Raw genomic sequence first — 22493 nt, 5'->3', positions numbered from 1 at the left:
ACAGACCGGACTTCAAGGGCAGACTGCGGCGAGTTTAAGAATCCCTGAGCGACACCAGTCCCCGCAGCCGGAAGTTGAATTCGATGTTCAGAATCTGATTCCAGGCCGGCCCCTTGGCCTCCTTCGGCCTGGTCCTCGTGCCATCCTCCGGGCTCACGACTTTTCCATACAAATAAAACCAGTTCACGATGGCGTCCCCGTTCTGGCGGAGGAGAATCCAGTGCCGGCCGGCCGGCAAGATCGTGTTCGTGCCCTCGAAGGAGAAGGGGACCCATGCGTAGCGGTTGGGCGGGGTGCGGATGGCCGACGCCCGTACCGGGCGGCTCTTGGCGACGAGTTTCCCTGGCCCGTCTCCGCCCTCGTCGTAAATCTCCACCCACAAGTCACCCTGGTCTCCTCCGAACCGATGCAGAGCCAGCGAAAAATCCTTTACCAGGACGGGGCGCTCCGGTTCGAGCGCTTGCGCATAGAGTTGATCCCCGGACACATACTCGGCGGTCTCGACGACATAGCTCCCCTCCATCGAAAACTGGCCGCCTTCCTCTTGCTTGACCGGCTCAAACAGTCGAATCTCGCTCGGGAATTCAAGGTTTCCAAACACGACCGGAAAGTCGAAGTCTGACGGTTTCAGTTTAGCGGCCGGCGGGGGCGTCGGTGGGGCAGGAGGAGGAAGCACCGGTACGGGGGGCGGCGGGACAGTGGCCCCCGTCAAATTCGGTGCATAGAGCAGCTTCTGCGGGGCCGCATCCACGCGCTGGGCTTTGACGACGTCCTGATCTTGGGAAAATTCCGCCTCCACTCGTATGTCCAGAATCTTGGGCTGTTCGTTGCTGCGGCTGCGCCAGGACATCAACCCGTCGGTATGCACGGCCTTGTTGTCCGGGCCCACTTCCATGCGAATGAAGCGGGTGGAGACGAAGAGGTGATAGGCCTGACTGTCATACATGAGCCAGCCCTGGTCCGGATGGTAGATCTCGATCCAGGCATGGCGGCCCGCCGCCCAGCGGCTGGTCCAGCGTCGTTTGCCGTTGCCTTCGTCCACTTCCCAGGCCTTGTCGAGCGTCCGGCCCCGCACCATGCGAGCGGGAATGCCCGCGGCGCGTAGCAGGGCGGCCGACAGGTGCGAGTAGTTCTGGCAATTACCTTTCCCTTCGCGCTTGGTCAGCAGCGCATCGTAGCCGGCCGGCTCCAGTTGGTAATGCAGGTGGTCCACCACCCAGTAGAGAATCTTGGTCACCGCTTCCTGTTCCGTTGTCGCGCCCTTGACGAGTTCGGCCGCCAGGGAACGGATTTCCTGGTCCTGTGATTGCACCTGTTCCGAAGGCTGCAGATATTGGGCGACGTCGCGCGGCAGACTTCTGGTCGGGAGCGGGTAGGGGGCGGCCATAGGCAGAGGCGCAAAATCCACCGAGGCACGGACATCGTAGTCGCTGGTAATCTGGATTTCGCCGGCAGGGGCCAGCCAAGTCAGCTTCACGGTCCGGTTCCCGTAGGGATCGGTGTCCTCTTGGACCGACGAGGGTTTGGGTTGGGCCGCATAGCGGTAATTCGACACGGTTTGCTTGGAGGTCTTTGTGGCGATCGTGGGGGGCGGCACGACGAAGTAGGAGAACTGTTCGATCCCGGTCGGCATGCCGAGCAGTGCCCGATCGGTGACGTGGAATGTGGAAGCCAGGCCGCCGTCCAGCACGAGGGTCCGCGCCAGGGAAGATGAAGCGGAAAGGGGCAGCACCATCGCCACGAGCAATGATAGTGAACGCCCAAGTGTGGCAGTGGGCCTATAAAGTTTTACGGAGAGCATACGGTACCTGCGATCATATGAGATTGGCTGGGGAAAAGTCCAGCAGAAGTGGAGTGCGGCAAGGCCGAAAATGTCTGAAAATCTCTTGACCTTCAATGGCATAGAGCGTTAGCATGCAGTGGAAATAATGACCTGCCCCGCGCGAGGTCCTCGCGCCGGTGACTCCATACCTGGCTAGCGCATGGGAGAAGACGTAACCCCTCAAGCTCCCACAGATTCCGCTGCGATCGACACAGGGCTGTCCTGTCTGCTGATTGTGGCGCGGTTTCACGGCGTCCCCGCGGACGGCGTACAGTTGCGGCATCAGTTTGCCCAGGGTGGCGCCCCACTCGGGGAGACCGAGTTGCTGCAGGCGGCGAAACAGCTCGGGTTCCGGTCCGGGGTCATGGACAGCGACTGGTCCCGCCTCGCCGTCCTTCCCCTGCCGGCGATCGCGGTGCTCGCGGATGGGCGCTTTGTTGTTGCCGCCAAGGCGGATGCCGAGCGGGTTTTGATCCAGGATCCCCGTGACCCGCGTCCTCTCCTGCAGACCCGCGAACAGTTCGAGCCGGCTTGGACGGGCCGCCTGCTCTTTCTAGCCAAACGGGCCTCCCTCAGCAATAAAGATCGTCATTTTGATTTCACCTGGTTCATTCCGGCCATCGTCAAATACCGGGCCCTGCTCGGCGAAGTCCTTCTGGCCTCATTTTTTCTCCAGGGCTTCGCCATCCTGACGCCGCTCTTCACGCAGGTGCTCATTGACAAGGTTCTCATCCATAAGGGCCTGACGACGCTCAACGTGTTGGCCGTCGGCATGCTGACCATGGCGGTCTTCGACGCGAGCCTCGGAGCCTTGCGGACGTACCTCTTCTCCCACACGACCAACCGAATCGACGTCGGACTCGCGGCGCAGCTGTTCCGGCACGTGTTGACGCTCCCCCTGAGCTATTTCGAGGCCCGCCGGGTCGGGGACACGGTCGCCCGCGTCCGTGAGTTGGAAACCATCCGGCACTTCCTGACGAGCACCTCCGTGACGCTCGTCATCGACCTATTCTTTGCGCTGGTTTTCGTGGGACTTCTGCTCGTCTACAGCCCCATCCTGACCATGATCGTGGTCGGCTCGTTCCCGCTGTACGCTGGCGTCAAGTTCCTCGTGACCCCGACCGTCCGCGCCCGGCTCAACGAGAAGTTCAACCGCAATGCGGAGAACCAGGCCTTCCTGGTGGAAACGGTTACGGGGATCCAGACGGTCAAGGCGATGGCGGTGGAGCCGGCCTTCCAGCGCAAGTGGGAGGAGCAGGTGGCGGCCTACGTCACGGCCAGTTTCCGCGCCGCGACCCTCGTCACGTTCGGAGGCCAGGCGGCGGTCTTTATCCAAAAGGTCACGACTATTACGGTCTTGTGGGCGGGCGCCCAGCTGGTGCTGAGTGGGGACTTGAGCGTGGGGCAATTGATCGCCTTCAATATGATCGCCGGTCTCGTCACCAGTCCCATCATGCGCCTGGCCCAGATGTGGCAGGAGTTTCAGCAGGTGGGCATTTCGGTCAAACGGCTGGGAGATGTTCTGAACGCGCCGACGGAGCCTTCCTATCGACCCGGGCAGACGACCTTGTCGCGGATCGCCGGCGCCGTGACCTTCGACAGCGTGGAGTTCCGCTACCGGGCGGACGGGCCTGAGGTGCTCCACAAGGTGTCGTTTGAGGTGCCGGCCGGCGCGATGGTCGGGATCGTGGGCGCGTCCGGGTCCGGCAAGAGCACGATCACCAAACTCGTGCAGCGCTTGTACCTCCCGGGAAAGGGCCGCGTGCTGGTGGACGGGATTGATCTGGCCCAGGTGGACCCGGCGTGGCTCCGTCGCCAGATCGGGGTGGTGCTGCAGGAGAACTACCTGTTCAACCGGACGGTCCGCGAGAATATCGCGCTGGCGGATCCGGGCTTTTCGATGGACCGGGTCATGCAGGCCGCCAAACTGGCCGGGGCGCACGACTTCATCATGGAGCTCCCGCAAGGCTATGACGCGGTCATCGGGGAGCACGGCAGCACCTTGTCCGGCGGACAGCGTCAACGAATCGCGATCGCCCGCGCGCTGATCACCAATCCGCGATTGCTGATCTTCGACGAAGCCACGAGCGCGTTGGACTATGAGTCGGAGGCCATCATCCAGCAGAACCTCGCCCAGATCTGCAAGGGGCGGACGGTCTTCATGATCGCGCATCGGCTGAACATGGTCCAACGCGCCGACGTCATTCTTGTCATCGAGAAGGGCGAACTCACGGAGCAGGGGACACACGAGCACCTGCTCAGGCTCAACGGCTATTACGCCCGCCTCTACCGGCAACAAAGAGGGCTCTATGCCATCGCCTGAATCCGAAGGCGGCAAAGGGCCGCCCGCCACGCTTGGCCGGCACTTGGATGTCTGGCGCGGGGCCTGGCTGGAGCAGCAGAAAGAAGCCAAGAGCCTCGCGCTGAGCGCCAGGGAAGCGGAGTTCCTGCCTGCTGTGTTGGAAATCCAGGAGTCCCCGCCCTCGCCGATCGGCCGGGCGATCACCTGGCTAATCATCGGGCTCTTCGTATCGGCGGTCGTGTGGGCGACGGTCGGGACGATGGACATCGTGTCGGTCGCGCAGGGCAAGATCATCCCGAGCGGCTATTCGAAAGTGATCCAACCGCTGGAGAGCGGCGTCATCTCCGCGATCCACGTCCGGGACGGGCAAGAAGTGAAGGCCGGCGACGTCCTGATCGACCTGGATTCGACGATGAATGCGGCGGACGAGGAGAAGACCGCCAACGAGTACCGCGCCGCCAAAATGGAGAGCGCGCGTTTGCGCGCCCTGCTTGCGTGGAAAGACACGATCGAAGTGCCGCCCGGTTCGGATCCCCACTATGTGGAACTCCAACTTCAGCTCCTGCACGATCAGTTGGCCGAGCAGCGGGCCAGGCTGGGAGCCGTGCAGCAGCAGGTCGAGCAGCGCAAGGCGGCAATTGACGGCACCAAGAGCGAGATCACGAAACTTCAAACCACGCTGCCGATGCTCACGCAAAAAGCCGAAGCCTATAGGAAGCTGCTCAAGGACCAGTATGTGGCGGAGTTGCAATATCTGGACGCGGAGCAAGCCCGGGTCGAAGCGGTGCAGAACCTGGAAAGCCAGAAGAAGAGGCTGAATCAGGACCAGGCGGCGCTCGCTGAGGCGGAGCGGAACTACGATCGGATGAAGTCGGATATCCAGCAGGGTCGGATGGCCGAATTGGCCGCCAACGAAACTAAAGCCTCCTCGCTGGCCCAGGAAGCGGTGAAAGCCGGCCAGAAGACCGGCCAGCAGCGGCTGATCGCGCCGATCGATGGCGTCGTCCAGCAGCTCGCTGTCCATACGATCGGTGGGGTGGTGACGCCCGCGCAACAGTTGATGCTTGTGGTGCCCAGGGAGCACCAACTGGAAGTGGAAGCCATGGTCGAGAACAAGGACATTGGGTTCGTCAAAGAGGGGCAGCCGGTCGAAGTCAAGATTGAAACCTTTCCCTTTACCATCTACGGCGCGATTCCCGGCAAGGTGTTGACGGTCTCCGACGACGCGATTGAACAGGAGAAGGTCGGCCTGGTGTATGCGGCTCGGGTAAGCATGGAGCGTTCGACCATCGATCTCGGCGACAAGGTGGTGACGCTCTCGCCCGGGATGGCCGTCACCGTGGATATCCAGACCGGCCAGCGGCGTCTGATCGAGTTCATCCTGAGCCCGTTGCTGAAGTCTCTGAAGGAATCCGCCCGCGAACGGTGATCGTCGCTGGATTTTCCCCTCATGCCCGGCTAGACTCTGCCGTCCTCTCTGACGGGACCGTATGACCCGGAGCCTCGCATAGACCGATGGCCCGCTACCGTCGCCTCATCATTGCCTTCGTGTTGATCGCCGGCGTGAATCTCGCGCTGGCGGGCGGCTACTGGATGATCAACCAGGGCCGCACGAATCAGGACGGATCAGAGATCACCTACCTGCAATGTCTCTACATGACGGTGGTCTCGACCTTTACTGTGGGCTACGGGGAGTTGGTGCCGGTCACCACGGCGGCGGACCGGATTTACACGATGCTCGTGATCGTGATCGGCCTGGGCACTATGGGTTATGCGTTGAGCCAAATGACGGCCTTCGTCGTCGAGGGCGATCTGAAAGAGATCATAGAGAGGCGCAAGATGGAGAAGAGTATCGCGGCCTTGCGGGACCATTGCCTGGTGTGTGGCGCGGGGGATGTGGGGCGTTATGTGATTGAGGAATTGTTGGCGACGAAGCGGCCGTTCGTGGCCGTGGATACGGATGAAGCGCAGGTCAAAAAACTGGCGGCCAAACAGCCGTTTCCCTACGTCGTGGGGGACGCGACCGACGAAGCGGTGTTGGCGCAGGCCGGGATCACAGTCGCCGCCGGCGTCCTGTGCGCCCTGCCCAACGACCGGGACAACCTGGTGCTGGCTATGACCTGTCGGCAGCTCAACCCCAAGATCCGGATTGTGGCCCAGGCGCACGATGTCAAACTGTCCCATCGCATCAAAAGCGCCGGGGCCGACGCCGTCGTGTCGCCGCAGTTCATCGGCGGGATGCGGCTGGTCAGCGAGATGGTCCGCCCCACCGTGGTCAGCTTTCTGGATTTGATGCTGCGCGACATGGATAAGGCCATGCGCGTGGAGGAAGTCCAAGTGCAACCCGGTAGCACGTTGGCCGGCACGAAACTGGTGGAGCGCATCATCGCCAATTCCAACGTGTTGGTGATGGCACTGAAGGAGCCGGGAGCCGATAAGTTTCTTTATGTGCCTCCGTCGGACGCTCTGTTGAGGCCGGGTTGCACCTTGGTGGTGCTGGGCGAGACGGATGCCGTAGCCAGATTAAAGGAGGCAGGGAACGGGATCGTGCAAGCCTAGAAGGAGTCGTCAGGCGAGGGCTTGACGGAGCGTGCGCCGGCGTGGCAAAAGTGAACGACAGACACGATCATTGATCGTGTCTGCGAATCGACGGCGGCTGCTTATGAGGATTATGAACGTGAAGCGGTATGGCCTCCTGACGGGACTCCTGCTGGGATGGTGCCTCATGTCGAGTGCGGGGCCGGCGCCGGTCCAGGCGCAAGGGGGGAGCAATGCCAATGATGCCATCCAGCCCGAATTAGACCGGCGGCACCTCTGGAATTTCGACGGAGAAAAGCCGGGACAACCGCCGGCCGGGTTCTCGGCTGGCACGACGGGCGAAGGGCCGGCTGGGCAATGGAGCATCGAGCCGGATGCCCAGGCCCCGACCGCGCCGCATCGCCTGACCCAAGGCCAGGCGGGTCCGAACAAAGAGAGCCTGCAGATCCTGCTGGCAGACGGAGTAATCTACGACTACGTGGATCTGTCCGTGCGACTCCGTCCCGCCGGGAATAAGCCCCAGGCGGCCGGGGGCGGCGGAGTCATCTTCCGGGCCAAGGATGCCCGCAACTTCTATGCCGCCATTGCGGATCTGGCTACGAACAGCCTGGACCTCATACGCGTCGTCGACGGGCAGGTCACGGTGATCACGCACGAATCGGTCAAGCCAAAAGCCGGCCCCTGGCACCTCTTGCGGGTCCTCCATAATACGATCCTCAGCAAGGACCTGATCGAGGTGGCCTTCGACGGCAAGATCATCTACTCCACCTGGGACAAGGCCCAGTTCGGGGGGCAGATCGGGCTGGTGACCAGAGGCGACGCCGCCATCGGGTTCGACAACTTCCACGCCATCCAACTCTACTCGCAGAAACCCCTCTCGAAACCAGCGGCCTACTGAGCCGGTCGGACAACAAACGGTCACACATCGCCTTAAAGGCCCTGTCGAGGTCGGGTCTGAAAACCGTCGACTGGGCGGGAGCCGTGTCGTAGCGGTCATCCCCCATACCTGTCCTGGAGCGGTGGTGCGCGGTATTCGCCCTGGAAGTATGGGGACTTGCGGGCGTTCCCTACGTACTGTCAAGGAGCGTTCTGTGGTAAGATGACGGCCATGCTAAACAGGCGAGTGCAGCCACGATGAGCGCCGAGGCGGCGAGCGATGGAGCGCAGACTCTCTCGCTGGCAGATCGGCTGTATGTGGACGGTACCGGCGAGATCTGGCGGGAGACTCTGCGTCACCTGCAAGAGACCAAGCCCTCCCGATTGCTCGTGGGTGCCCCGCAAGTGACCTATTGCGATGGCGCAGGGGGCGCCCTTCTGCTGGCCCTGCGCCGCCACCAGACGGATATCGGCGGGGAGTTTGCAGTCCGGGGTCTGGCGGAACGGGTCCAACACCTCTTGGACCTGTCTGCCTAGGCCGACCTGGAGGCGGGCGGGAGGGCGACCCCTGAGTCGCGGTCCGTACTGGAGGAAATCGGCCAGGCCTTGAGCAAGGCCGGAGAGTAACCATGTCCACCGACAAGCAATTTGTTCTGGAAGCCCCGTTCAGGCCTTGCGGGGATCAAAGACAGGCCATCGAAAAGCTGGCAGTCGGCGTGCGGTCCGGCCAGCGCCACCAGGTGTTGTTGGGGGTGACCGGTTCCGGCAAGACCTTTACGATGGCCAACCTGGTCGAGCAGGTCCAGAAGCCCACGCTGGTTCTGGTGCACAACAAGACCCTGGCCGGGCAGCTCTACCAGGAGTTCAAGGCCTTTTTCCCGCGCAATGCGGTCGAGTACTTCGTCAGCTACTACGACTACTACCAGCCGGAAGCCTATCTCCCCCAGACCGACACCTACATTGCGAAAGACGCGTCGATCAACGACGCGATCGACCAGATGCGGCATTCCGCCACCCGCTCGCTCTTGGAGCGGAACGACGTGCTGATCGTCTCCTCCGTCTCCTGCATCTATGGTCTTGGCTCGCCGGAGGTCTACCACAACATGCTGCTCTATCTCGAAGAAGGGATGGAGATCCGGCGCGAGCAAATTCTGGCCAAGCTGGTGGAGATTCAGTATGCCCGCAACGATACGGACTTTCACCGCGGGACCTTCCGAGCCCGCGGCGATGTCATCGAAGTCTTTCCCGCCGCCTCCGATGCCCACTCGGTGCGCATCGAGCTGTTCGGCGATACCGTGGATGCGATACACGAAATCGACCCGCTCACGGGTAAGTCGCTGGCCAAGCTGCCGAAAGTGCCGATCTATCCGAATACCCACTATTTAATTGCGCCGGATCGCTACGAGCGAGCCTTGAACGGCATCGAGACGGAATTGGACGCGCGCATCGCCGAGTTCAAAACCCACGATCAACTGCTGGAGATGCAGCGCATCGAGCAGCGAACGAAGTTTGACCTGGAGATGATCCGGGCCATGGGCTACTGCCACGGTATCGAGAACTATTCTCGCCACTTGAGCGGCCGATCGGCCGGCGAGCCTCCGCCGACGTTGCTGGATTACTTCCCCAAGGACTTCTTGATGATCATCGACGAGTCCCACGCGACGATCCCGCAAGTGCAGGGGATGTACGAGGGCGACCGGTCCAGAAAGAAAAGCCTCGTGGACTACGGGTTCCGCCTGCCCTCGGCGTTCGACAACCGGCCGCTGACCTTTAAGGAGTTCGAGCGTATCATCCATCAGGTCGTCTATGTGTCGGCTACGCCCGGCGCCTATGAACTGGAGCACGCCGGCGCTTCCGTGGTTGAGCAGATCATCCGGCCGACCGGCCTGATGGACCCCCAGATTGAGGTGCGGCCGGCGCGCGGGCAGGTGGACGATTTGCTCGGGCAGGTGAAGACTGAGGTGTCGCGTGGCAGCCGGGTCTTGGTTACGACCCTCACGAAACGGATGGCAGAAGACCTGACCGAGTACTATCACGATCTGGGCGTGAAGGTCCGGTATCTCCATTCCGACATCAAAACCCTGGAGCGGGCCGAGATCGTACGGGACCTCAGGCGGGGCGTCTTCGACGTCTTGGTGGGCATTAACTTGCTGCGGGAGGGGTTGGATATCCCGGAAGTCAGTTTGGTGGCGATTCTGGACGCGGACAAGGAAGGCTATCTGCGATCGCATCGGTCGTTGATTCAAACAGCCGGCCGAGCGGCCCGGCACAGTGAGGGACGGGTGCTGTTCTATGGGGATCGTGTGACGGACTCCATGAAGTTGGCCATTGAGGAAACGGGGCGCCGCCGCCGTATCCAGGCTGACTACAACCAGGTCCACGGCATCACGCCGGAGAGCGTGAAGAAGAGCATCCCGGCATTGGAATACAAGATGGCGGAGCTGGATTATGTGCAGTTGGAGTTGGCCGCCGAGCCCGAAGCCGCTTACAGCGGGGATTCAGAGGAACTGATCCGCCGACTCGAAGCCGAGATGAAGGCGGCAGCCAAGGAACTGGCGTTCGAGCGGGCTGCCGAACTGCGCGACCGGATTCGTGCGGTGCGCCTTAAAGAATTAGAGGTCTGAGGTCCGATAGTCTATCAAGTCGAAAAGTTTGAAATGTCCCAAGGCATTTCGACTTTATAACTTTCAGACTTTGTGACTTTTCGACTTACGTTACGCTTGCTTGTAGAGGTAGATGCCCAGGAAGGCTCCGAGAATGGTCAACAGATTGATCTTCACTGTGAAGCCGACCGTGAAGGTCAGCAGGAACAAGTCGACCGTCAGGGTGGGGATTCCGATATGGGGCGCTTTTGAGAACAGCGTTTGAATCATGCCCTGCGGAGCGATCACCCGTAAGACCTCGCCCAACAACCCGCCGAGCAGACCTCCCAGCAGGATGAAGAGCAGTAAGACCCAGGGCGATTTCTTCATGCAACCCCGTCAGGACAAGAACCGAGATTGTCTTAAGGAAAACTGCGGGTACGATAGCGAAATAACCGCAGGAAGTCAAGGAGTGGCTGCGGGGATTGTGTCTCGAAGGGAGAGTGGTTAGACGTGGCAGCGGGTGCGCCGGCGTTCGACCTGGAGATGGAAAATATATTTGTTCAAGCGCTCCTGGTCCCTCTTATCGAGCGTGGTGAACTGGAGGCCGATCTGATAAGTCGAAGCCATTTCAAGATTGGTGATGAGAGCGCTCCGGACCACCTTGGCATGGGTCTGGATTGGTGGTCCCGACGGCAGAAAGAGGGTCAATGCCAGGGTGTCTCCAGGGGCAAAGCTCCGTTCCGTCAACAACCCGGCCCCTCCCATGCTTAGATTGACCGGAGTTGGCTTGGGCAGCGGTTGGGCCAGTTCGCCGTCGAGGTAGAATGACAGCCGCAGCACCGTGTCGATGCGGAAAAACGTGCGCTGCTCTATGGAAGCATCTATGGGTGGCTTGTGCGACATCGGCCTTCAGATCTCCTCTTCGGCATGCCCGGGCCTATCTGATACAGGATCGGTCCGGCCACTGGAAAACTTGAGGTTTTCGGGGGTTGCCTTGGATGTTACCGCTGTTTTTAACGTGAGTTTGGCCCGGCGGCCAGATCCTCACGTCCTTGACTTATCAACCCCCTGTTGTTTAGACTACCCGATACTCTTTTTATAGATATTTCGAGTGTATAGGTCTGTCTTGAGAGGTCGCGAGTCTTGTTCCAGAGTCTGAGCCAAAAACTCGACAAGGTCTTGAAAAAACTCCGCGGACAGGGGGTCCTAACGGAGGCCAATATCGCCGAGGCGTTGAAAGAGGTGCGCCTGGCTTTATTGGAAGCGGACGTCAATTTCAAGATCGTCAAGGATTTCACCGAACGCGTTCGAGAAAAGGCGATTGGGCAAGAAGTCCTGCGGAGCCTGACTCCCGGCCATCAGGTGGTCAAGGTCGTCTGGGAGGAACTCCGCGAGCTGATGGGCCGTGACCAAGCCGGGTTGCGTCTGGCTTCCGAGCCGCCGACCGTCGTCATGATGGTCGGGCTGCAGGGAGCGGGTAAGACCACCACCTCCGGCAAGCTTGCGCGTCTGTTCAAGCAGCAGGGCAAGCGCGTGCTTCTGGTGGCGGCGGATCCGCGCCGCCCTGCCGCCGGCGATCAGTTGGCCAGTCTGGGAGCCGATCTGGGCGTGCCGGTTTATCGGGCAGACCGGATTGATGCCTCGGCCACGGATGTGGTGCGGATTTGCGTGGAGGGAGCGGAGCGAGGGCGCGAACAGGGTTACGATGTGGTTGTGCTCGATACGGGCGGTCGTCTGCACATTGACGATGAGTTGATGGGCGAGCTGGAGGCGGTCAAGCGGGCTGTCCAGCCGCAGGAAGTCCTCCTCGTGGCGGATGCGATGACCGGGCAGGATGCCGTGTCCATGGCCGAGCAGTTCGATCGGCGCGTCGGCCTGACCGGTCTGATCCTCACGAAGGTGGAGGGTGATGCGCGCGGCGGGGCCGTGTTGTCCATCCGGGCGGTCACCGGCAAGCCGATCAAGTTTCTGGGAATCGGAGAAAAGCTTGATGCGCTCGAGGTCTTCCACCCGGATCGTATGGCGTCTCGTATTCTCGGGATGGGCGATGTCCTGTCGTTGATCGAGAAGGCGCAGGAAACCTATTCGCGGGAGCAGACAGAGTCGATCCAGAAGCAGCTCACGGCCAAGACCTTGACGCTGGAGGATTTTCGGGCACAGATCGCCCAGGTCAACCGCATGGGTTCGATGGAGGAATTGCTGGGGATGCTGCCCGGGGGCCAGCGCCTCAAGGATCTGGCCGGGGGTGGGGTGCCCGACAAGGAAATCAAGCGGGTCATGGCCATGATCGACTCCATGACGCCGCGCGAACGCCGCGACCACACGGTCATCAACGGCAACCGCAAGAAGCGGATCGCCCGCGGCAGCGGCGCTACGGTGCAGGATGTGAACCGGTTGATCAAGCAGTATTTGGCCGCACGCAAGATGATGAAAGCCCTGACGGTCGGGGGCGGACGGCGGCAGTTGGCGCAAGCCTTGCGGTCGTTCTGAAAAGAACTGATCGCTCGAAACGGATAGCTTTTTAACGTAAGGAGGAACCAGTGGCAGTTCATTTACGGTTGACGCGGGCGGGTCGGCACAAACTCCCGTTCTATCGCGTGGTGGCGGCGGATTCCCGCAAGCCCCGCGATGGGAAGTATCTGGAAGTGCTGGGCACCTATGACACGTTGAAGAATCCGCCGGTGATCCAGCTCAAGCAGGAGCGCGTGCTGGACTGGCTGAAGAAGGGCGCGCAGCCTTCCGTGACGGTTCGGACCGTGTTGCGCCGGTCGGGTATCTGGAAGCAATTCGAAGAATCGCGCAAGGCCAAACCGGCTTCATAAGGTACAAGCGATGGGCAAGCCTGAAGCGTCATCCACCGAGGCGACGGCCGACGCAACGACCGTTGCAACAGACTGGGTCGCGGTCGGGAAAATCGTGAAACCATTCGGGGTGCGGGGTGACGTGCGGGTCCTGTCGCTCAGCGACGTACCCGGACGGATCCAGGGCTTGAAACAGGTGATGCTGGTGGCGCCCTCCGGCCGGACGGTTTCGGCATTGGTCACCAGGCTTCGCGAGGAATGTGGCGGGTTCGTGGTCGGGTTCGATGTCTTCTCGACCCCGGAAGAGGCGGCGGTGTTTCGCGGCGGCCTGATTCAGATCGCGCGCGACCAAGCGCCGCCCTTGCCAGACGGACAGTACTACGAATGCGATCTGATCGGCGTGACGGTCCGGGATGAGGCCGGGCAGCTCGTGGGCACACTGGAAGAGATTATGGCGACCGGCGGCCATCCTGTGTTTGCAGTCCGCCGGGAGGGTAAAGAAGTGTTGATTCCCGCGACTCGGAGCGTCGTCGTCTCGGTGGATCTGGCGAGGCGGACCATGACAGTGCGGGGCATTGAGGAATTGTTGGACGTATGACCTTGCGCTGCGACATCGTGACGCTGTTCCCGGATCTGGTGTTGCCGGTCTTGGGACAGAGCATGCTCAAGCGGGCCCAGGACAAGGGTTTCTTGGAGGCGCGCGTCCTCAATCTGCGGGACTACACCTTGGACCGACACCAGGTGGCGGATGACGCGCCCTACGGCGGCGGGGCCGGGATGGTGATGAAGGCGGAGCCGATCTTCCGCGCGGTGGACGCGTTGCGCGCGGACTATGGGGCGGACATGCGGCTGTTGATGCCGTCCCCGCAGGGCCGGCCGTTCACCCAACGGGTGGCGGAAGAATTGTCCGCGGAGCGGCGCCGGCTGGTGTTCGTCTGCGGCCATTACGAGGGCATCGATGAGCGGGTGCGGGAAGGGCTGGAACCGGAGGATATCTCGATCGGCGATTACGTTCTGACCGGCGGGGAACTGCCGGCCCTCGTCGTGGTTGATGCGGTGGTGCGGTTGATCCCCGGGGTGCTGGGGCATCCGGAGTCGGCGCTGGCCGAGTCCTTTTCCGACTCCCTGCTGGATTTTCCCCAGTACACGCGCCCGGCCGAGGTACGGGGACTGGCGGTGCCGGATGTGCTGGTGTCGGGCAATCATGAGGCGGTCCGCCGTTGGCGGCGGAAGGAGGCCCTGCGCAATACCTGGCGCAAGCGCCCGGATTTGTTGCGGGACCGGTTGCTGAGCGACGAAGATCGACGGTTGTTGGATGAAGTGATGCAGGAACGGGCGAATGTCTGTGATGTTTCAGGAGGAGGGAGACTATCATGAATCGGTTGGAGCAAATCCAACGATCGCTGACCAAGAAAACGGTGCCGGCGTTCGAAATCGGGGACACGGTCCGGGTCCATGTCAAGGTCGTGGAGGGCGAGAAAGAGCGTATCCAGGTGTTTGAAGGCACGGTGATCAGCCGGAAAGGTGGGCGCAACAGCGAGACCTTCACCGTGCGCAAGATTTCTTACGGCGTGGGCGTCGAGCGGATTTTCCCGGTGCACTCGCCGATCGTGACCAAGGTGGACGTGGTTCGCCAGGGTAAGGTGCGCCGGGCAAAGCTCTACTACCTGCGGGGCCGGAAGGGCAAGACGGCGAAGGTCGGCGAGCGCGAGTTCTCGCCGGAGTCCAGGGCGCAGGCCGCCGCCGCGGCGGCCACCAAGGTAGCGGGGGCAGATCCAACGTCGGGCGAGGCTGCGTCCGCCGGCAAGGCCTGACCGCTTTTCGATCGTTCTGCCATGGGCGCGCCCGCGCCGTCGGACGCGTGGCCATGTGACGGGGGCCTGCGTGGAGCCAACCGACTGCTTTGAGACGGAAGCTTGGCGTTGCGGGTACCGTCTGGTGGCGGGTGCGGATGAAGCGGGCCGAGGACCTTTGGCCGGGCCGGTCGTGGCCGCCGCGGTGATTCTGCCTCGCCGGTGCGTTCTCCGGGGGCTCAACGACTCCAAACAGGTGGCTGAAAACGAACGGGAGCGGCTCTACGAGGAGATCACCGCGCGGGCCCTGGCGTTGGGCGTGGGGCAGGCCAGCGCGCAGGAGATCGATCGTTTGAATATCCTGGAAGCGACCCGGCTGGCGATGTGCCGGGCGATCCAGGCCCTCTCCCTCCGGCCCGATTTTCTGCTTACCGATGCGTTGGCCCTCCCGGGACTGTCCGTGCCGCAGCGTCCCATCATCAAAGGCGACAGCCTTTCCGTTTCCATCGCGGCGGCTTCCATCATCGCCAAGGTCACGCGAGACCGTGTGATGCTGGACTACCACCGGCGCTTCCCTCGCTACAATTTCCAGGTGCACAAGGGCTATCCGACCCCTGAGCATCTGCGGTTGCTGGCTGAGCATGGTCCCTGTGACATCCACCGTCGGAGTTTCCGGCCGGTGTCGGAGCTCGCCGTCCTGTCCGGGGGTGTCGGAGGTCTTGGGGTGGGCCGGTGAGCGCGGACCTGCGGCAGCTGTTCGGCCGTCGAGCCGAATCGGATGCCGAAACCTTGTTACGCCGAAAGGGCTACAAAATTCTGGGCCGCAATGTCCGCTCGTCCGTGGGCGAACTGGATTTGGTCGCCAAGGATGGCGAGGTGCTCGTGTTCGTGGAGGTCAAGGCACGGCAAACGGATGCCATGGGCGGCGCGGTCCATGCGGTGGATGGACGGAAACGGGCCAAGCTTATCAAACTGGCCTCCCAGTACCTGGCGCAACACCGTCTGGTCGCCCCGGTTTGCCGGTTTGACGTGGTGGTGTGCCGGGGCGGCCAGGATCGGCCCGGTCAGTTGGAGCATATTCAGAATGCCTTTGAGGTGCCGGCGCATGTGTTGCGGGGATAGCCGGCACCTACCAAGACGGCACGTGGGCCGCTCCGATCGGGCGTGGCGTTAGGCATGATCCAACTCTTTCACGTCTGGAAACATTATGCCAAGCGACCGGCCCTGTCCGACATCACGTTGCAGATCGAGAAGGGCGAGTTCGTCCTGCTCATGGGGCCCAGCGGGGCGGGCAAGACGACGCTGCTCAAACTGCTCTTCTGCGCGGAGCGGGCCGACGACGGCCAGATTCTGATCCAGGGCAAGAACGTGGCCCGCATCAAGCCCTCGGGGGTGCCCTATTTGCGGCGCACGATGGGGTTTGTCTTCCAGGACTTTCGACTGCTCCAGAAAAAAACTGTCTTCGACAATGTGGCCTTGCCGCTGCTGGTGCAGGGCCTCTCGTTGTTCGATATCCGGCGGAAAGCCTCCGAGGCGTTGAAGGCCGTGGGACTGGAGCACAAGAAGGAGAGCCGCCCCGCCATGTTGTCGGCCGGCGAGCAGCAGCGGGCCTGCATCGCGCGGGCGATCGTCAATAGTCCGCTGATTCTCCTGGCCGATGAGCCGACGGGCAACATGGACCCGGACCTCGCCGCGGAAATCATGGATCTGTTCAAGACGATCAATGCGCGCGGTACGACGCTCTTGATCGCGACACACAACCGGCAAGTGGTGGAGCAGGTGAACCGGCGCGTCGTCACGCTGGCTGAAGGCAAGCTGGCCTCGGATGTGGGGGCCGGGCAATGAGACGGCTCGGCTATTGGGCCCACGAGGCCTTCACCAATATCCGGGTCAACCGGACGACCACATTTATCGCCATCCTGACCACAGCCTTCACGCTGGCCTGCTTCGGCGTATTTCTGCTGCTGTACCTGAATCTCCGGGGCGCCGTCAGTTCGCTTCAAGACGACATCAAGGTGATCGTCTATCTGCACGACAACCTGTCGGCGCAAGGACTGGCGGATCTCCAGCGACGGTTGAGCGGAGAGCCGGAGGTGGCGGAGCTGACCTACGTGTCCAAGGACAAGGCGCTGGCCGATTTCCGCGCCCAGTTCCCGTCGGAGCAGAGTCTGCTGCAGGGCCTGGGAGAAAATCCGTTGCCCGCTTCGTTCGAAGTGACGCTGGCGCCACGGTATCGATCGGCCGACGCAGTCACACGCTGGACTGATCGGCTCAAGGCGGTGCCCGGGGTGGCGCAGGTCCAGTACAGCCGGGATTGGATCGACAATCTGGCAACCATGATCGGCTATGTAGAGCTGGCGTCGGTGGCCGTGGGGATACTGTTGGCCGCGGCCTCGGTGACCATCATCGCCAATACGATTCGCCTGACTCTGTATGCGCGGCGGGAAGAAATCGAGATCATGCGGTTGATCGGCGCCACCGGGGCCTTCATCAAAATCCCATACCTGCTGGAAGGGGCGGTATTGGGGACGCTGGGTGCGATGCTGGCCCTGGCGCTGCTCAAGGGCGGGTTCGAGTTCATGACCCTCCATCTGGGCCTGCCGAGCCGGGTGCTGGGGCTCGCGCCGCGGCTCGGGTTTTTTCCCTTCCAGGTGTCGGTCTGGCTGGTCTTGGCCGGGCTGCTCCTGGGCACCGTCGGCAGTCTCATCTCGCTGGTCGGCCTGGAGCGGAGTCGGGCATGAAAGTCGTGAGGCTGGCCTTGCTGATCGGAATCGCAGGGGGCGGCTGGCTGGCGGCGGGCGATCCGGCTCTGGCCGCGAAAGATCGTAGCGACCCCATCTCCCAGAAGATCGAGCGCGAGCGGAAGAATCTGGAGAAGTTGAAGGACGAGATCCAGGAAAAGAAGAAGCACGCGGTCGAGGCGGAAAAGAAGCGCGAGTTTACCATGCAGGCGATCCAGGACCTGGACGAGCGCCTGATGAAAAGCCGCCACGAGCGGCAGGACATCGGTCGCAAGCTGGCGCAGAAGGACCGTGAAATCGAGGAGATCAACGGCCAGATCGGGTCCCTACGCACGCAGATCGGCAACCGGCGCAGCTCGATCCTCACGCGAATCCGGGTCCAGTACATGGAAGGCCGGTTCGGGTACTTGAAGGCCTTGCTGTCCGTGGACAATTACGGGGACCTGCAGCGGAGGTTCCAATACCTTTCCGCCGTCTCCAAACGGGAGTATGATCTGCTGGACGCCTACCAGGATGATGTGGGGCGGCTGCAACGGATCGAACGGCAGAGGGCGGAGGCCCGGGAAGAGATGTTGGTCTATAAACAACATACGGAGCGGAAGCTCGAAGAGATTCAGGGCTTCAAGCGGGAAAAGAATCTTTTCCTGGCCAAGGTCACGCATGAGAAGCAGGCCTATGACCGGATGGTCGAGGAGTTGGAACGGTCTGCGGGTCGGATCGATTCGCTGCTCAAGGAACTGGAAGCGCGTCGGCGGGCGGCGGCCGCCAAGCCCAGGAAGGACATGGCGGGCATCCATCCGTTCAAAGGCTCCCTGCACTGGCCGGCCGACGGGCAGGTGGTGTCTCATTTCGGGCGGCAGAAACATCCGACGTTCGACACGTACGTGCAGAAGAAGGGTATCGAGATCCGGACCGAAGAAGGCAGCGCGATCCGTGCGGTGATGCCGGGCTCGGTGGCCTATGCGGATTGGCTCAAGGGCTATGGATTGGTGGTGATCCTGGACCATGTAAACGGCTTCTTCTCGCTCTATGCGCATGCGTCCAAGCTGATGGCGAAAGTCGGGGACCAGGTGCAGACGGGCCAGGTGATCGGAGAGACCGGGGATACGGGATTGACCGGGGAAAGTACGCTCTACTTCGAGTTGCGCGAGGGCGCGGAGCCGGTGGATCCTCTGGCCTGGTTGGCCAAACGGCGGTAAGCAAGATCGAAGGGATAAGGGAAAGGAAAATTCAGCTATGCAACAGGACCCGCAACGGAGATCGTGGTATCTGGGCCCGCTTGTCGTGCTCACGCTGTTCGTGGGCGTGTTGATCGGGAAGGGGTGGGAGCGGACCGGCCACGCAACGGAAACGTACGAGGAGCTGAAGACCTTCTCGGAGGTGCTGACCCAGATCCAGAAGCATTACGTCGAGGAGGTCAAGCCCAAGGAACTGGTGCAAGGCGCCATCCGGGGAATGCTCTCCACGCTGGACCCTCATTCCGCCTATATGACCCCGGAGATGTATAAGGAGGTTCAGGTCGAGACCAAGGGGGAGTTCGGCGGGGTCGGTATCCAGATTGGCATCAAGGACAACCGCTTGGCGGTGATTGCGCCGATCGAGGGCACGCCGGCGCAGCGGGCCGGGATCAAGGCCGGAGACTTCATCGTCAAGGTCAACGAGGAGTCCACCAAGGACCTGACCCTGATGGATGCCGTGCAGAAGATGCGTGGGCCCAAGGGGTCCAAGGTTTCGCTCACGGTCCAGCGGGACGGGGTGGCGGACCCGCTGGTGTTTGCCTTGGAGCGGGATATCATCAAGATCGAGAGCGTCCGCACGAAGGTCATTGACAACAACATCGCCTACGTGCGGTTGACCCAGTTCCAGGAAGCCTCGGGCCGGGATCTGAGCAAGGCGCTGAAAAAATTCAAGGAGCAGAAGCTCCAGTCCACGATCCTGGACTTGCGGAACAACCCCGGCGGCTTGCTCACGGCGGCGGTGGAGGTGTCGGAGCAATTTGTCGCGCCGGGCAAGCTGATCGTCTACATCAAAGGGCGGGACGGGCGGAAGGATGAATACCTCTCCCGGATGAAGGAAGCGCCCGAAGAGTATCCGCTGATCGTGCTGGTGAACGAAGGGTCGGCCAGCGCCTCGGAGATCGTGGCCGGCGCCTTGCAGGATTGGGGACGGGCCGTGATCATCGGGACCACGACGTTCGGCAAGGGGTCGGTGCAGACGATCCTGCCGCTGGCTGATGGGTCCGGCTTGCGCCTGACGACCGCCAAGTACTATACCCCCAAAGGGCGTTCAATCCAGTCCACCGGCATCACCCCTGACATCGTCGTGAAACCCCAGCCTCCGGTGATTGTGGCCAAGGCTACGGATAAGGACAAGGAAGGGGAGGGCAAGCCGGCGGCGCCCCATCCGGCCGCGAAGGCTCCGACGACTCCTCCAGGCGGCGCCAAGCCTGGGGACGAGTCCAGTGCCAAAAGCAATCCGGGCGACTCGGCCAGCGAGGCTTCGCTGGAGGATGACGTCCAGCTCCAGAAGGCGGTCGAATTGTTGAAGACGTGGAAGATCTTCAAGGATCTTAAGCCGCTGTAACGGTTCTTCGATCAGCGTCCAGATGTGGTCAAGGGGCTGCTTGGCGGCGGGTTTGAATCGCCGTCAGCAGCTCCTCGTCCGAGGCGGTGACGCCGGGGAGGGTGCGCAGGAGATGGGAGCGGACGAGGCTTTCCAAGTCGTCCAGCGTTTTGATCCCGAGTCGGCCATAGAGGTGTTGAATGACGTTGTCCGAGAGGCCAGGAAGCGTCGCCCAGCCGGCCACCTCCGGCGGTAGAGGGGTTTTCATCTCTTCATAGGCCCGGATCTTGCCCGTTTTGAGAAATTCTTGAATCCTGGCTGACAGGTCTTTTCCTATGCCGGGAATCTCCTGCAGGGCGCCCCGTTCGGCCATGACGGACACATCTTCTGCCAACTCCATAAGCGACTCAGCCGCGCGCCGGTACGCCCGTACCCGATGTGGATTAGCCTGTTGGGTCGCCAGCCTATCCGCCATCGAGACGAAGATCTGAGCTAAGGCTTTATTGTTGGCGGTCATCAGCTTCCTTTCTGACGGGACAGTCCCTATGGTAGCAAGGGCAAGGGGCGCTCCGCTAGCGCCTTCCAGCCTTTGTTGACAAGGGCTTTGAGCGTCCCGTAGGATGCACCATCATTGTCTATGCGGATTCAGGTGAACGGGGAATCACGAGAAACCAAGGCCGGCACGACGGTAGCGGATTTGTTGCGCGAACTGGACATCAAGCCGGATCGTGTGGCCGTGGAAGTGAATCTGGAGATTTTGGACAAAGGGGTTTTTGCGCAGCGGAGCTTGCAAGAAGGTGATCGGGTCGAGATCATCAGTTTCATCGGAGGAGGAGCGAAGAGCCTTCAGCAATCAGCTTTCAGCTGAGGACAGCATTGGGTTTTTCCCGAAAGCTGAGAGCTGACGGCTGAGTGCTGATAGCGTTTCCAGGGAGTCAACTATGAGTGATGATCGGCTGGTAATTGCAGGCCGCGAATTCAAGTCCCGCCTCTGGGTCGGGACCGGCAAATACAAGGATTTCGTCGAGACGAAAAAGGCCATCGAGGCCTCCGGCGCCGATGTGGTGACGGTAGCGGTGCGTCGGGTCAATATCACCGACCGCTCCAAGGAGAACCTGCTCGACTATCTGGACCCGAAGAAATATACGATTCTGCCCAACACGGCCGGCTGTTACACGGTCGAGGACGCGGTGCGCTATGCCCGGTTGGCCCGCGCCGCGGGGGTCTCCGATCTGGTCAAGCTGGAAGTGATCGGGGACGAAAAGACGCTCTTCCCCGACACGGCCGGGCTCATCGAAGCCGCCAAGATTCTCATCAAGGAAGGCTTCATCGTGCTGCCCTATACGAACGACGATCCGATCGTGGCCAAGAAGCTGGTGGACATTGGGTGCCCGGCGGTGATGCCGTTGGCCGCGCCGATCGGGTCCGGGCTCGGCATCCGCAATCCCTACAACCTCAAAATCATTCTGGAGACGGTGAAGGTCCCGATCATCGTGGATGCGGGAGTCGGCACGGCGTCCGATGCGGCGCTGGCCATGGAGTTGGGGGCCGATGCGGTGCTGATGAACACGGCCATCGCCGGCGCGAAAGATCCGATCATGATGGCCGAGGCCATGAAGTATGCCGTGGACGCAGGCCGCTTGGCATTCAAGGCCGGCCGTATTCCCCGCAAGCTCTACGCGACCGCCAGCAGCCCGATCGAGGGGATGTTGTAAAAGATAATGATGATTGCACAACGATAAATGATGAACGTTGGGTCGGCGGCTCATTCATCATTCGATATTCATCATTTATCATTGTCCCGCAATGCCCCGCATTGATTTCTCACTCTACCTCGTCACCGATCGGAATCAGACCGATGGCCGGCCGCTCCTGACTCTGCTGCGCGAGGCGCTGGCCGCCGGGCTGCATGCCGTACAACTGAGGGAAAAAGACCTTCCGACCAGAGCCCTGTTGGAGTTGGCACGCGAGGTCCGTGCGTTGACGCGCGAGTACGGAGCCAAGCTGCTCATCAACGACCGGCTCGACATTGCCATGGCCGTCGAAGCCGACGGGGTGCACTTGCGCGCCGACAGCTTGCCGGTGGCGGTGACGCGCCGGTTGTTGGGGCCTGGGCGTTTGATCGGGGTGTCGGTCCATTCCGTTACGGAGGCCTTGCGCGTCGAATCGGCGGGGGCGGATTTCGCCCTGCTGGGGCCTATCTATGAGACTCCCTCGAAGCTGGCCTATGGGGCGCCGCTCGGGCTTGGACCGATTGAAGAGGCAGCGCGGCGGTGCCGCTTGCCGGTCTTTGCCATCGGAGGGATCACGGCCGCTCGTCTGGGCGAGGTGCGGCGCGCCGGGGCCCAGGGAGCCGCGGTGATCTCGGCGATTCTTTCGGCTGAATCGGTGGCTTCGGCGACGCGTGCCTTGCTGGCTGCGTCGCATGGAACCATGAGCGAGAGTTGACCGCATGTGGGGGCGATGATAGAAT

At 61.8% G+C, this 22493-nt stretch carries 24 protein-coding genes; 20 read left to right on the top strand and 4 right to left on the bottom strand.

The genetic code is table 11. The features are described 5' to 3' along the window. Nucleotides 1–34 precede the first annotated feature (34 nt). Nucleotides 35–1903 carry a transglutaminase family protein gene (locus EPO61_08850; protein ID TAJ08993.1) on the bottom strand — a complete coding sequence of 623 codons (1869 nt, stop codon included), beginning with the start codon at nucleotides 1901–1903 and terminating at the stop codon, nucleotides 35–37. 79 nt (nucleotides 1904–1982) lie between these two features. Between EPO61_08850 and EPO61_08845 the strand changes: the two genes are divergently transcribed. The 6 genes from EPO61_08845 (at nucleotide 1983) to uvrB (ending at nucleotide 10162) form a co-directional block, all read left to right on the top strand. Continuing rightward, nucleotides 1983–4145 carry a type I secretion system permease/ATPase gene (locus EPO61_08845; protein ID TAJ08992.1) on the top strand — a complete coding sequence of 721 codons (2163 nt, stop codon included), beginning with the start codon at nucleotides 1983–1985 and terminating at the stop codon, nucleotides 4143–4145. Further along, a complete protein-coding gene (locus EPO61_08840; protein ID TAJ08991.1) occupies nucleotides 4132–5553 on the top strand; it encodes an HlyD family type I secretion periplasmic adaptor subunit in 1422 nt (473 codons plus the stop codon). Before EPO61_08845 ends, EPO61_08840 begins: the two co-directional genes overlap by 14 nt. Before the next feature lie 86 nt (nucleotides 5554–5639). Next, nucleotides 5640–6683: a potassium channel protein gene (locus EPO61_08835; protein ID TAJ08990.1), complete on the top strand. Its 1044-nt coding sequence runs from the start codon at nucleotides 5640–5642 to the stop codon at nucleotides 6681–6683. A 103-nt stretch (nucleotides 6684–6786) separates the two neighbouring features. After that, a complete protein-coding gene (locus EPO61_08830; protein TAJ08989.1) occupies nucleotides 6787–7560 on the top strand; it encodes a hypothetical protein in 774 nt (257 codons plus the stop codon). Nucleotides 7561–7796: 236 nt separating this feature from the next. Continuing rightward, nucleotides 7797–8075, top strand: coding sequence for an STAS domain-containing protein (locus EPO61_08825; GenBank protein ID TAJ08988.1), 279 nt, complete (start codon nucleotides 7797–7799; stop codon nucleotides 8073–8075). A 92-nt stretch (nucleotides 8076–8167) separates the two neighbouring features. Beyond that, entirely contained in the window at nucleotides 8168–10162 is a 1995-nt protein-coding gene (gene uvrB / locus EPO61_08820) for an excinuclease ABC subunit UvrB (GenBank protein ID TAJ08987.1), read from the top strand. A 90-nt stretch (nucleotides 10163–10252) separates the two neighbouring features. Here the strand turns inward: uvrB and EPO61_08815 are convergent, their stop codons facing one another. Then, entirely contained in the window at nucleotides 10253–10510 is a 258-nt protein-coding gene (locus tag EPO61_08815) for a DUF4321 domain-containing protein (protein ID TAJ08986.1), read from the bottom strand. Between the two features lie 117 nt (nucleotides 10511–10627). Continuing rightward, entirely contained in the window at nucleotides 10628–11026 is a 399-nt protein-coding gene (locus EPO61_08810) for a PilZ domain-containing protein (protein TAJ08985.1), read from the bottom strand. 240 nt (nucleotides 11027–11266) lie between these two features. Here EPO61_08810 and EPO61_08805 point away from each other — a divergent pair, with 240 nt between their 5' ends. From EPO61_08805 to EPO61_08755, 11 genes are read left to right on the top strand one after another with little or no spacing between them, the layout of a single operon-like run. Next, the gene (locus tag EPO61_08805) at nucleotides 11267–12613 is read left to right on the top strand and encodes a signal recognition particle protein (protein ID TAJ08984.1); all 1347 of its coding nucleotides are present in this window, start codon (nucleotides 11267–11269) and stop codon (nucleotides 12611–12613) included. 50 nt (nucleotides 12614–12663) lie between these two features. Next, the gene (gene rpsP / locus EPO61_08800) at nucleotides 12664–12945 is read left to right on the top strand and encodes a 30S ribosomal protein S16 (protein ID TAJ08983.1); all 282 of its coding nucleotides are present in this window, start codon (nucleotides 12664–12666) and stop codon (nucleotides 12943–12945) included. A gap of 10 nt (nucleotides 12946–12955) precedes the next feature. Beyond that, the gene (rimM, locus tag EPO61_08795) at nucleotides 12956–13522 is read left to right on the top strand and encodes a 16S rRNA processing protein RimM (GenBank protein TAJ08982.1); all 567 of its coding nucleotides are present in this window, start codon (nucleotides 12956–12958) and stop codon (nucleotides 13520–13522) included. Nucleotides 13523–13524: 2 nt separating this feature from the next. Then, nucleotides 13525–14301, top strand: a complete 777-nt coding sequence (trmD, locus tag EPO61_08790; protein ID TAJ09019.1) for a tRNA (guanosine(37)-N1)-methyltransferase TrmD — start codon at nucleotides 13525–13527, stop codon at nucleotides 14299–14301. Beyond that, entirely contained in the window at nucleotides 14298–14738 is a 441-nt protein-coding gene (locus EPO61_08785; protein TAJ08981.1) for a 50S ribosomal protein L19, read from the top strand. Before trmD ends, EPO61_08785 begins: the two co-directional genes overlap by 4 nt. 55 nt (nucleotides 14739–14793) lie before the next feature. Beyond that, complete coding sequence (locus EPO61_08780; protein TAJ08980.1) at nucleotides 14794–15453, top strand: ribonuclease HII; 660 nt, start codon at nucleotides 14794–14796, stop codon at nucleotides 15451–15453. 8 nt (nucleotides 15454–15461) lie between these two features. Continuing rightward, a complete protein-coding gene (locus EPO61_08775; protein ID TAJ09018.1) occupies nucleotides 15462–15839 on the top strand; it encodes a YraN family protein in 378 nt (125 codons plus the stop codon). Between the two features lie 54 nt (nucleotides 15840–15893). Next, nucleotides 15894–16562 carry a cell division ATP-binding protein FtsE gene (gene ftsE / locus EPO61_08770; protein TAJ08979.1) on the top strand — a complete coding sequence of 223 codons (669 nt, stop codon included), beginning with the start codon at nucleotides 15894–15896 and terminating at the stop codon, nucleotides 16560–16562. Then, on the top strand, nucleotides 16559–17458 hold the full coding sequence (locus EPO61_08765) for an ABC transporter permease (protein TAJ08978.1): 900 nt from the start codon (nucleotides 16559–16561) through the stop codon (nucleotides 17456–17458). The genes ftsE and EPO61_08765 overlap by 4 nt, the downstream gene beginning before the upstream one ends. Then, a complete protein-coding gene (locus tag EPO61_08760) occupies nucleotides 17455–18657 on the top strand; it encodes a hypothetical protein (protein TAJ08977.1) in 1203 nt (400 codons plus the stop codon). The genes EPO61_08765 and EPO61_08760 overlap by 4 nt, the downstream gene beginning before the upstream one ends. Nucleotides 18658–18694: 37 nt before the next feature. Then, nucleotides 18695–20041, top strand: coding sequence for a S41 family peptidase (locus EPO61_08755; GenBank protein TAJ08976.1), 1347 nt, complete (start codon nucleotides 18695–18697; stop codon nucleotides 20039–20041). Between the two features lie 28 nt (nucleotides 20042–20069). Here EPO61_08755 and EPO61_08750 read toward each other — a convergent pair whose 3' ends face one another. Next, nucleotides 20070–20537 (bottom strand): histidinol-phosphatase, encoded by a 468-nt coding sequence (locus EPO61_08750; GenBank protein ID TAJ08975.1) that lies wholly within the window; start codon nucleotides 20535–20537, stop codon nucleotides 20070–20072. Between the two features lie 120 nt (nucleotides 20538–20657). Between EPO61_08750 and thiS the strand changes: the two genes are divergently transcribed. The 3 genes from thiS (at nucleotide 20658) to thiE (ending at nucleotide 22468) form a co-directional block, all read left to right on the top strand. After that, a complete protein-coding gene (thiS, locus tag EPO61_08745; GenBank protein ID TAJ08974.1) occupies nucleotides 20658–20888 on the top strand; it encodes a sulfur carrier protein ThiS in 231 nt (76 codons plus the stop codon). A 73-nt stretch (nucleotides 20889–20961) separates the two neighbouring features. Next, entirely contained in the window at nucleotides 20962–21735 is a 774-nt protein-coding gene (locus tag EPO61_08740) for a thiazole synthase (protein TAJ08973.1), read from the top strand. A gap of 91 nt (nucleotides 21736–21826) precedes the next feature. After that, complete coding sequence (thiE, locus tag EPO61_08735; protein TAJ08972.1) at nucleotides 21827–22468, top strand: thiamine phosphate synthase; 642 nt, start codon at nucleotides 21827–21829, stop codon at nucleotides 22466–22468. Nucleotides 22469–22493 lie beyond the last annotated feature (25 nt).

It is taken from the genome of Nitrospirota bacterium (genome assembly GCA_004296885.1).
Taxonomy (GTDB): Bacteria; Nitrospirota; Nitrospiria; order Nitrospirales; family Nitrospiraceae; genus SYGV01.
The sequence above is the reverse complement of the archived record's forward strand: the minus strand, read 5'-3'. Positions and strand labels throughout refer to the sequence as shown.

Bases quoted from the DNA above. Each gene is read 5' to 3' on its own strand.
- uvrB (TAJ08987.1), top strand. From the start codon at position 8,168: ATGTCCACCGACAAGCAATTTGTTCTGGAAGCCCCGTTCAGGCCTTGC.
- EPO61_08740 (TAJ08973.1), top strand. From the start codon at position 20,962: ATGAGTGATGATCGGCTGGTAATTGCAGGCCGCGAATTCAAGTCCCGC.
- ftsE (TAJ08979.1), top strand. From the start codon at position 15,894: ATGATCCAACTCTTTCACGTCTGGAAACATTATGCCAAGCGACCGGCC.
- EPO61_08810 (TAJ08985.1), bottom strand. From the start codon at position 11,026: ATGTCGCACAAGCCACCCATAGATGCTTCCATAGAGCAGCGCACGTTT.
- EPO61_08815 (TAJ08986.1), bottom strand. From the start codon at position 10,510: ATGAAGAAATCGCCCTGGGTCTTACTGCTCTTCATCCTGCTGGGAGGT.
- EPO61_08835 (TAJ08990.1), top strand. From the start codon at position 5,640: ATGGCCCGCTACCGTCGCCTCATCATTGCCTTCGTGTTGATCGCCGGC.
- EPO61_08840 (TAJ08991.1), top strand. From the start codon at position 4,132: ATGCCATCGCCTGAATCCGAAGGCGGCAAAGGGCCGCCCGCCACGCTT.
- EPO61_08825 (TAJ08988.1), top strand. From the start codon at position 7,797: ATGAGCGCCGAGGCGGCGAGCGATGGAGCGCAGACTCTCTCGCTGGCA.
- rimM (TAJ08982.1), top strand. From the start codon at position 12,956: ATGGGCAAGCCTGAAGCGTCATCCACCGAGGCGACGGCCGACGCAACG.
- thiE (TAJ08972.1), top strand. From the start codon at position 21,827: ATGCCCCGCATTGATTTCTCACTCTACCTCGTCACCGATCGGAATCAG.
- EPO61_08760 (TAJ08977.1), top strand. From the start codon at position 17,455: ATGAAAGTCGTGAGGCTGGCCTTGCTGATCGGAATCGCAGGGGGCGGC.
- EPO61_08830 (TAJ08989.1), top strand. From the start codon at position 6,787: ATGAGGATTATGAACGTGAAGCGGTATGGCCTCCTGACGGGACTCCTG.
- thiS (TAJ08974.1), top strand. From the start codon at position 20,658: ATGCGGATTCAGGTGAACGGGGAATCACGAGAAACCAAGGCCGGCACG.
- EPO61_08785 (TAJ08981.1), top strand. From the start codon at position 14,298: ATGAATCGGTTGGAGCAAATCCAACGATCGCTGACCAAGAAAACGGTG.
- EPO61_08850 (TAJ08993.1), bottom strand. From the start codon at position 1,903: ATGCCATTGAAGGTCAAGAGATTTTCAGACATTTTCGGCCTTGCCGCA.
- EPO61_08755 (TAJ08976.1), top strand. From the start codon at position 18,695: ATGCAACAGGACCCGCAACGGAGATCGTGGTATCTGGGCCCGCTTGTC.
- EPO61_08845 (TAJ08992.1), top strand. From the start codon at position 1,983: ATGGGAGAAGACGTAACCCCTCAAGCTCCCACAGATTCCGCTGCGATC.
- EPO61_08750 (TAJ08975.1), bottom strand. From the start codon at position 20,537: ATGACCGCCAACAATAAAGCCTTAGCTCAGATCTTCGTCTCGATGGCG.
- EPO61_08765 (TAJ08978.1), top strand. From the start codon at position 16,559: ATGAGACGGCTCGGCTATTGGGCCCACGAGGCCTTCACCAATATCCGG.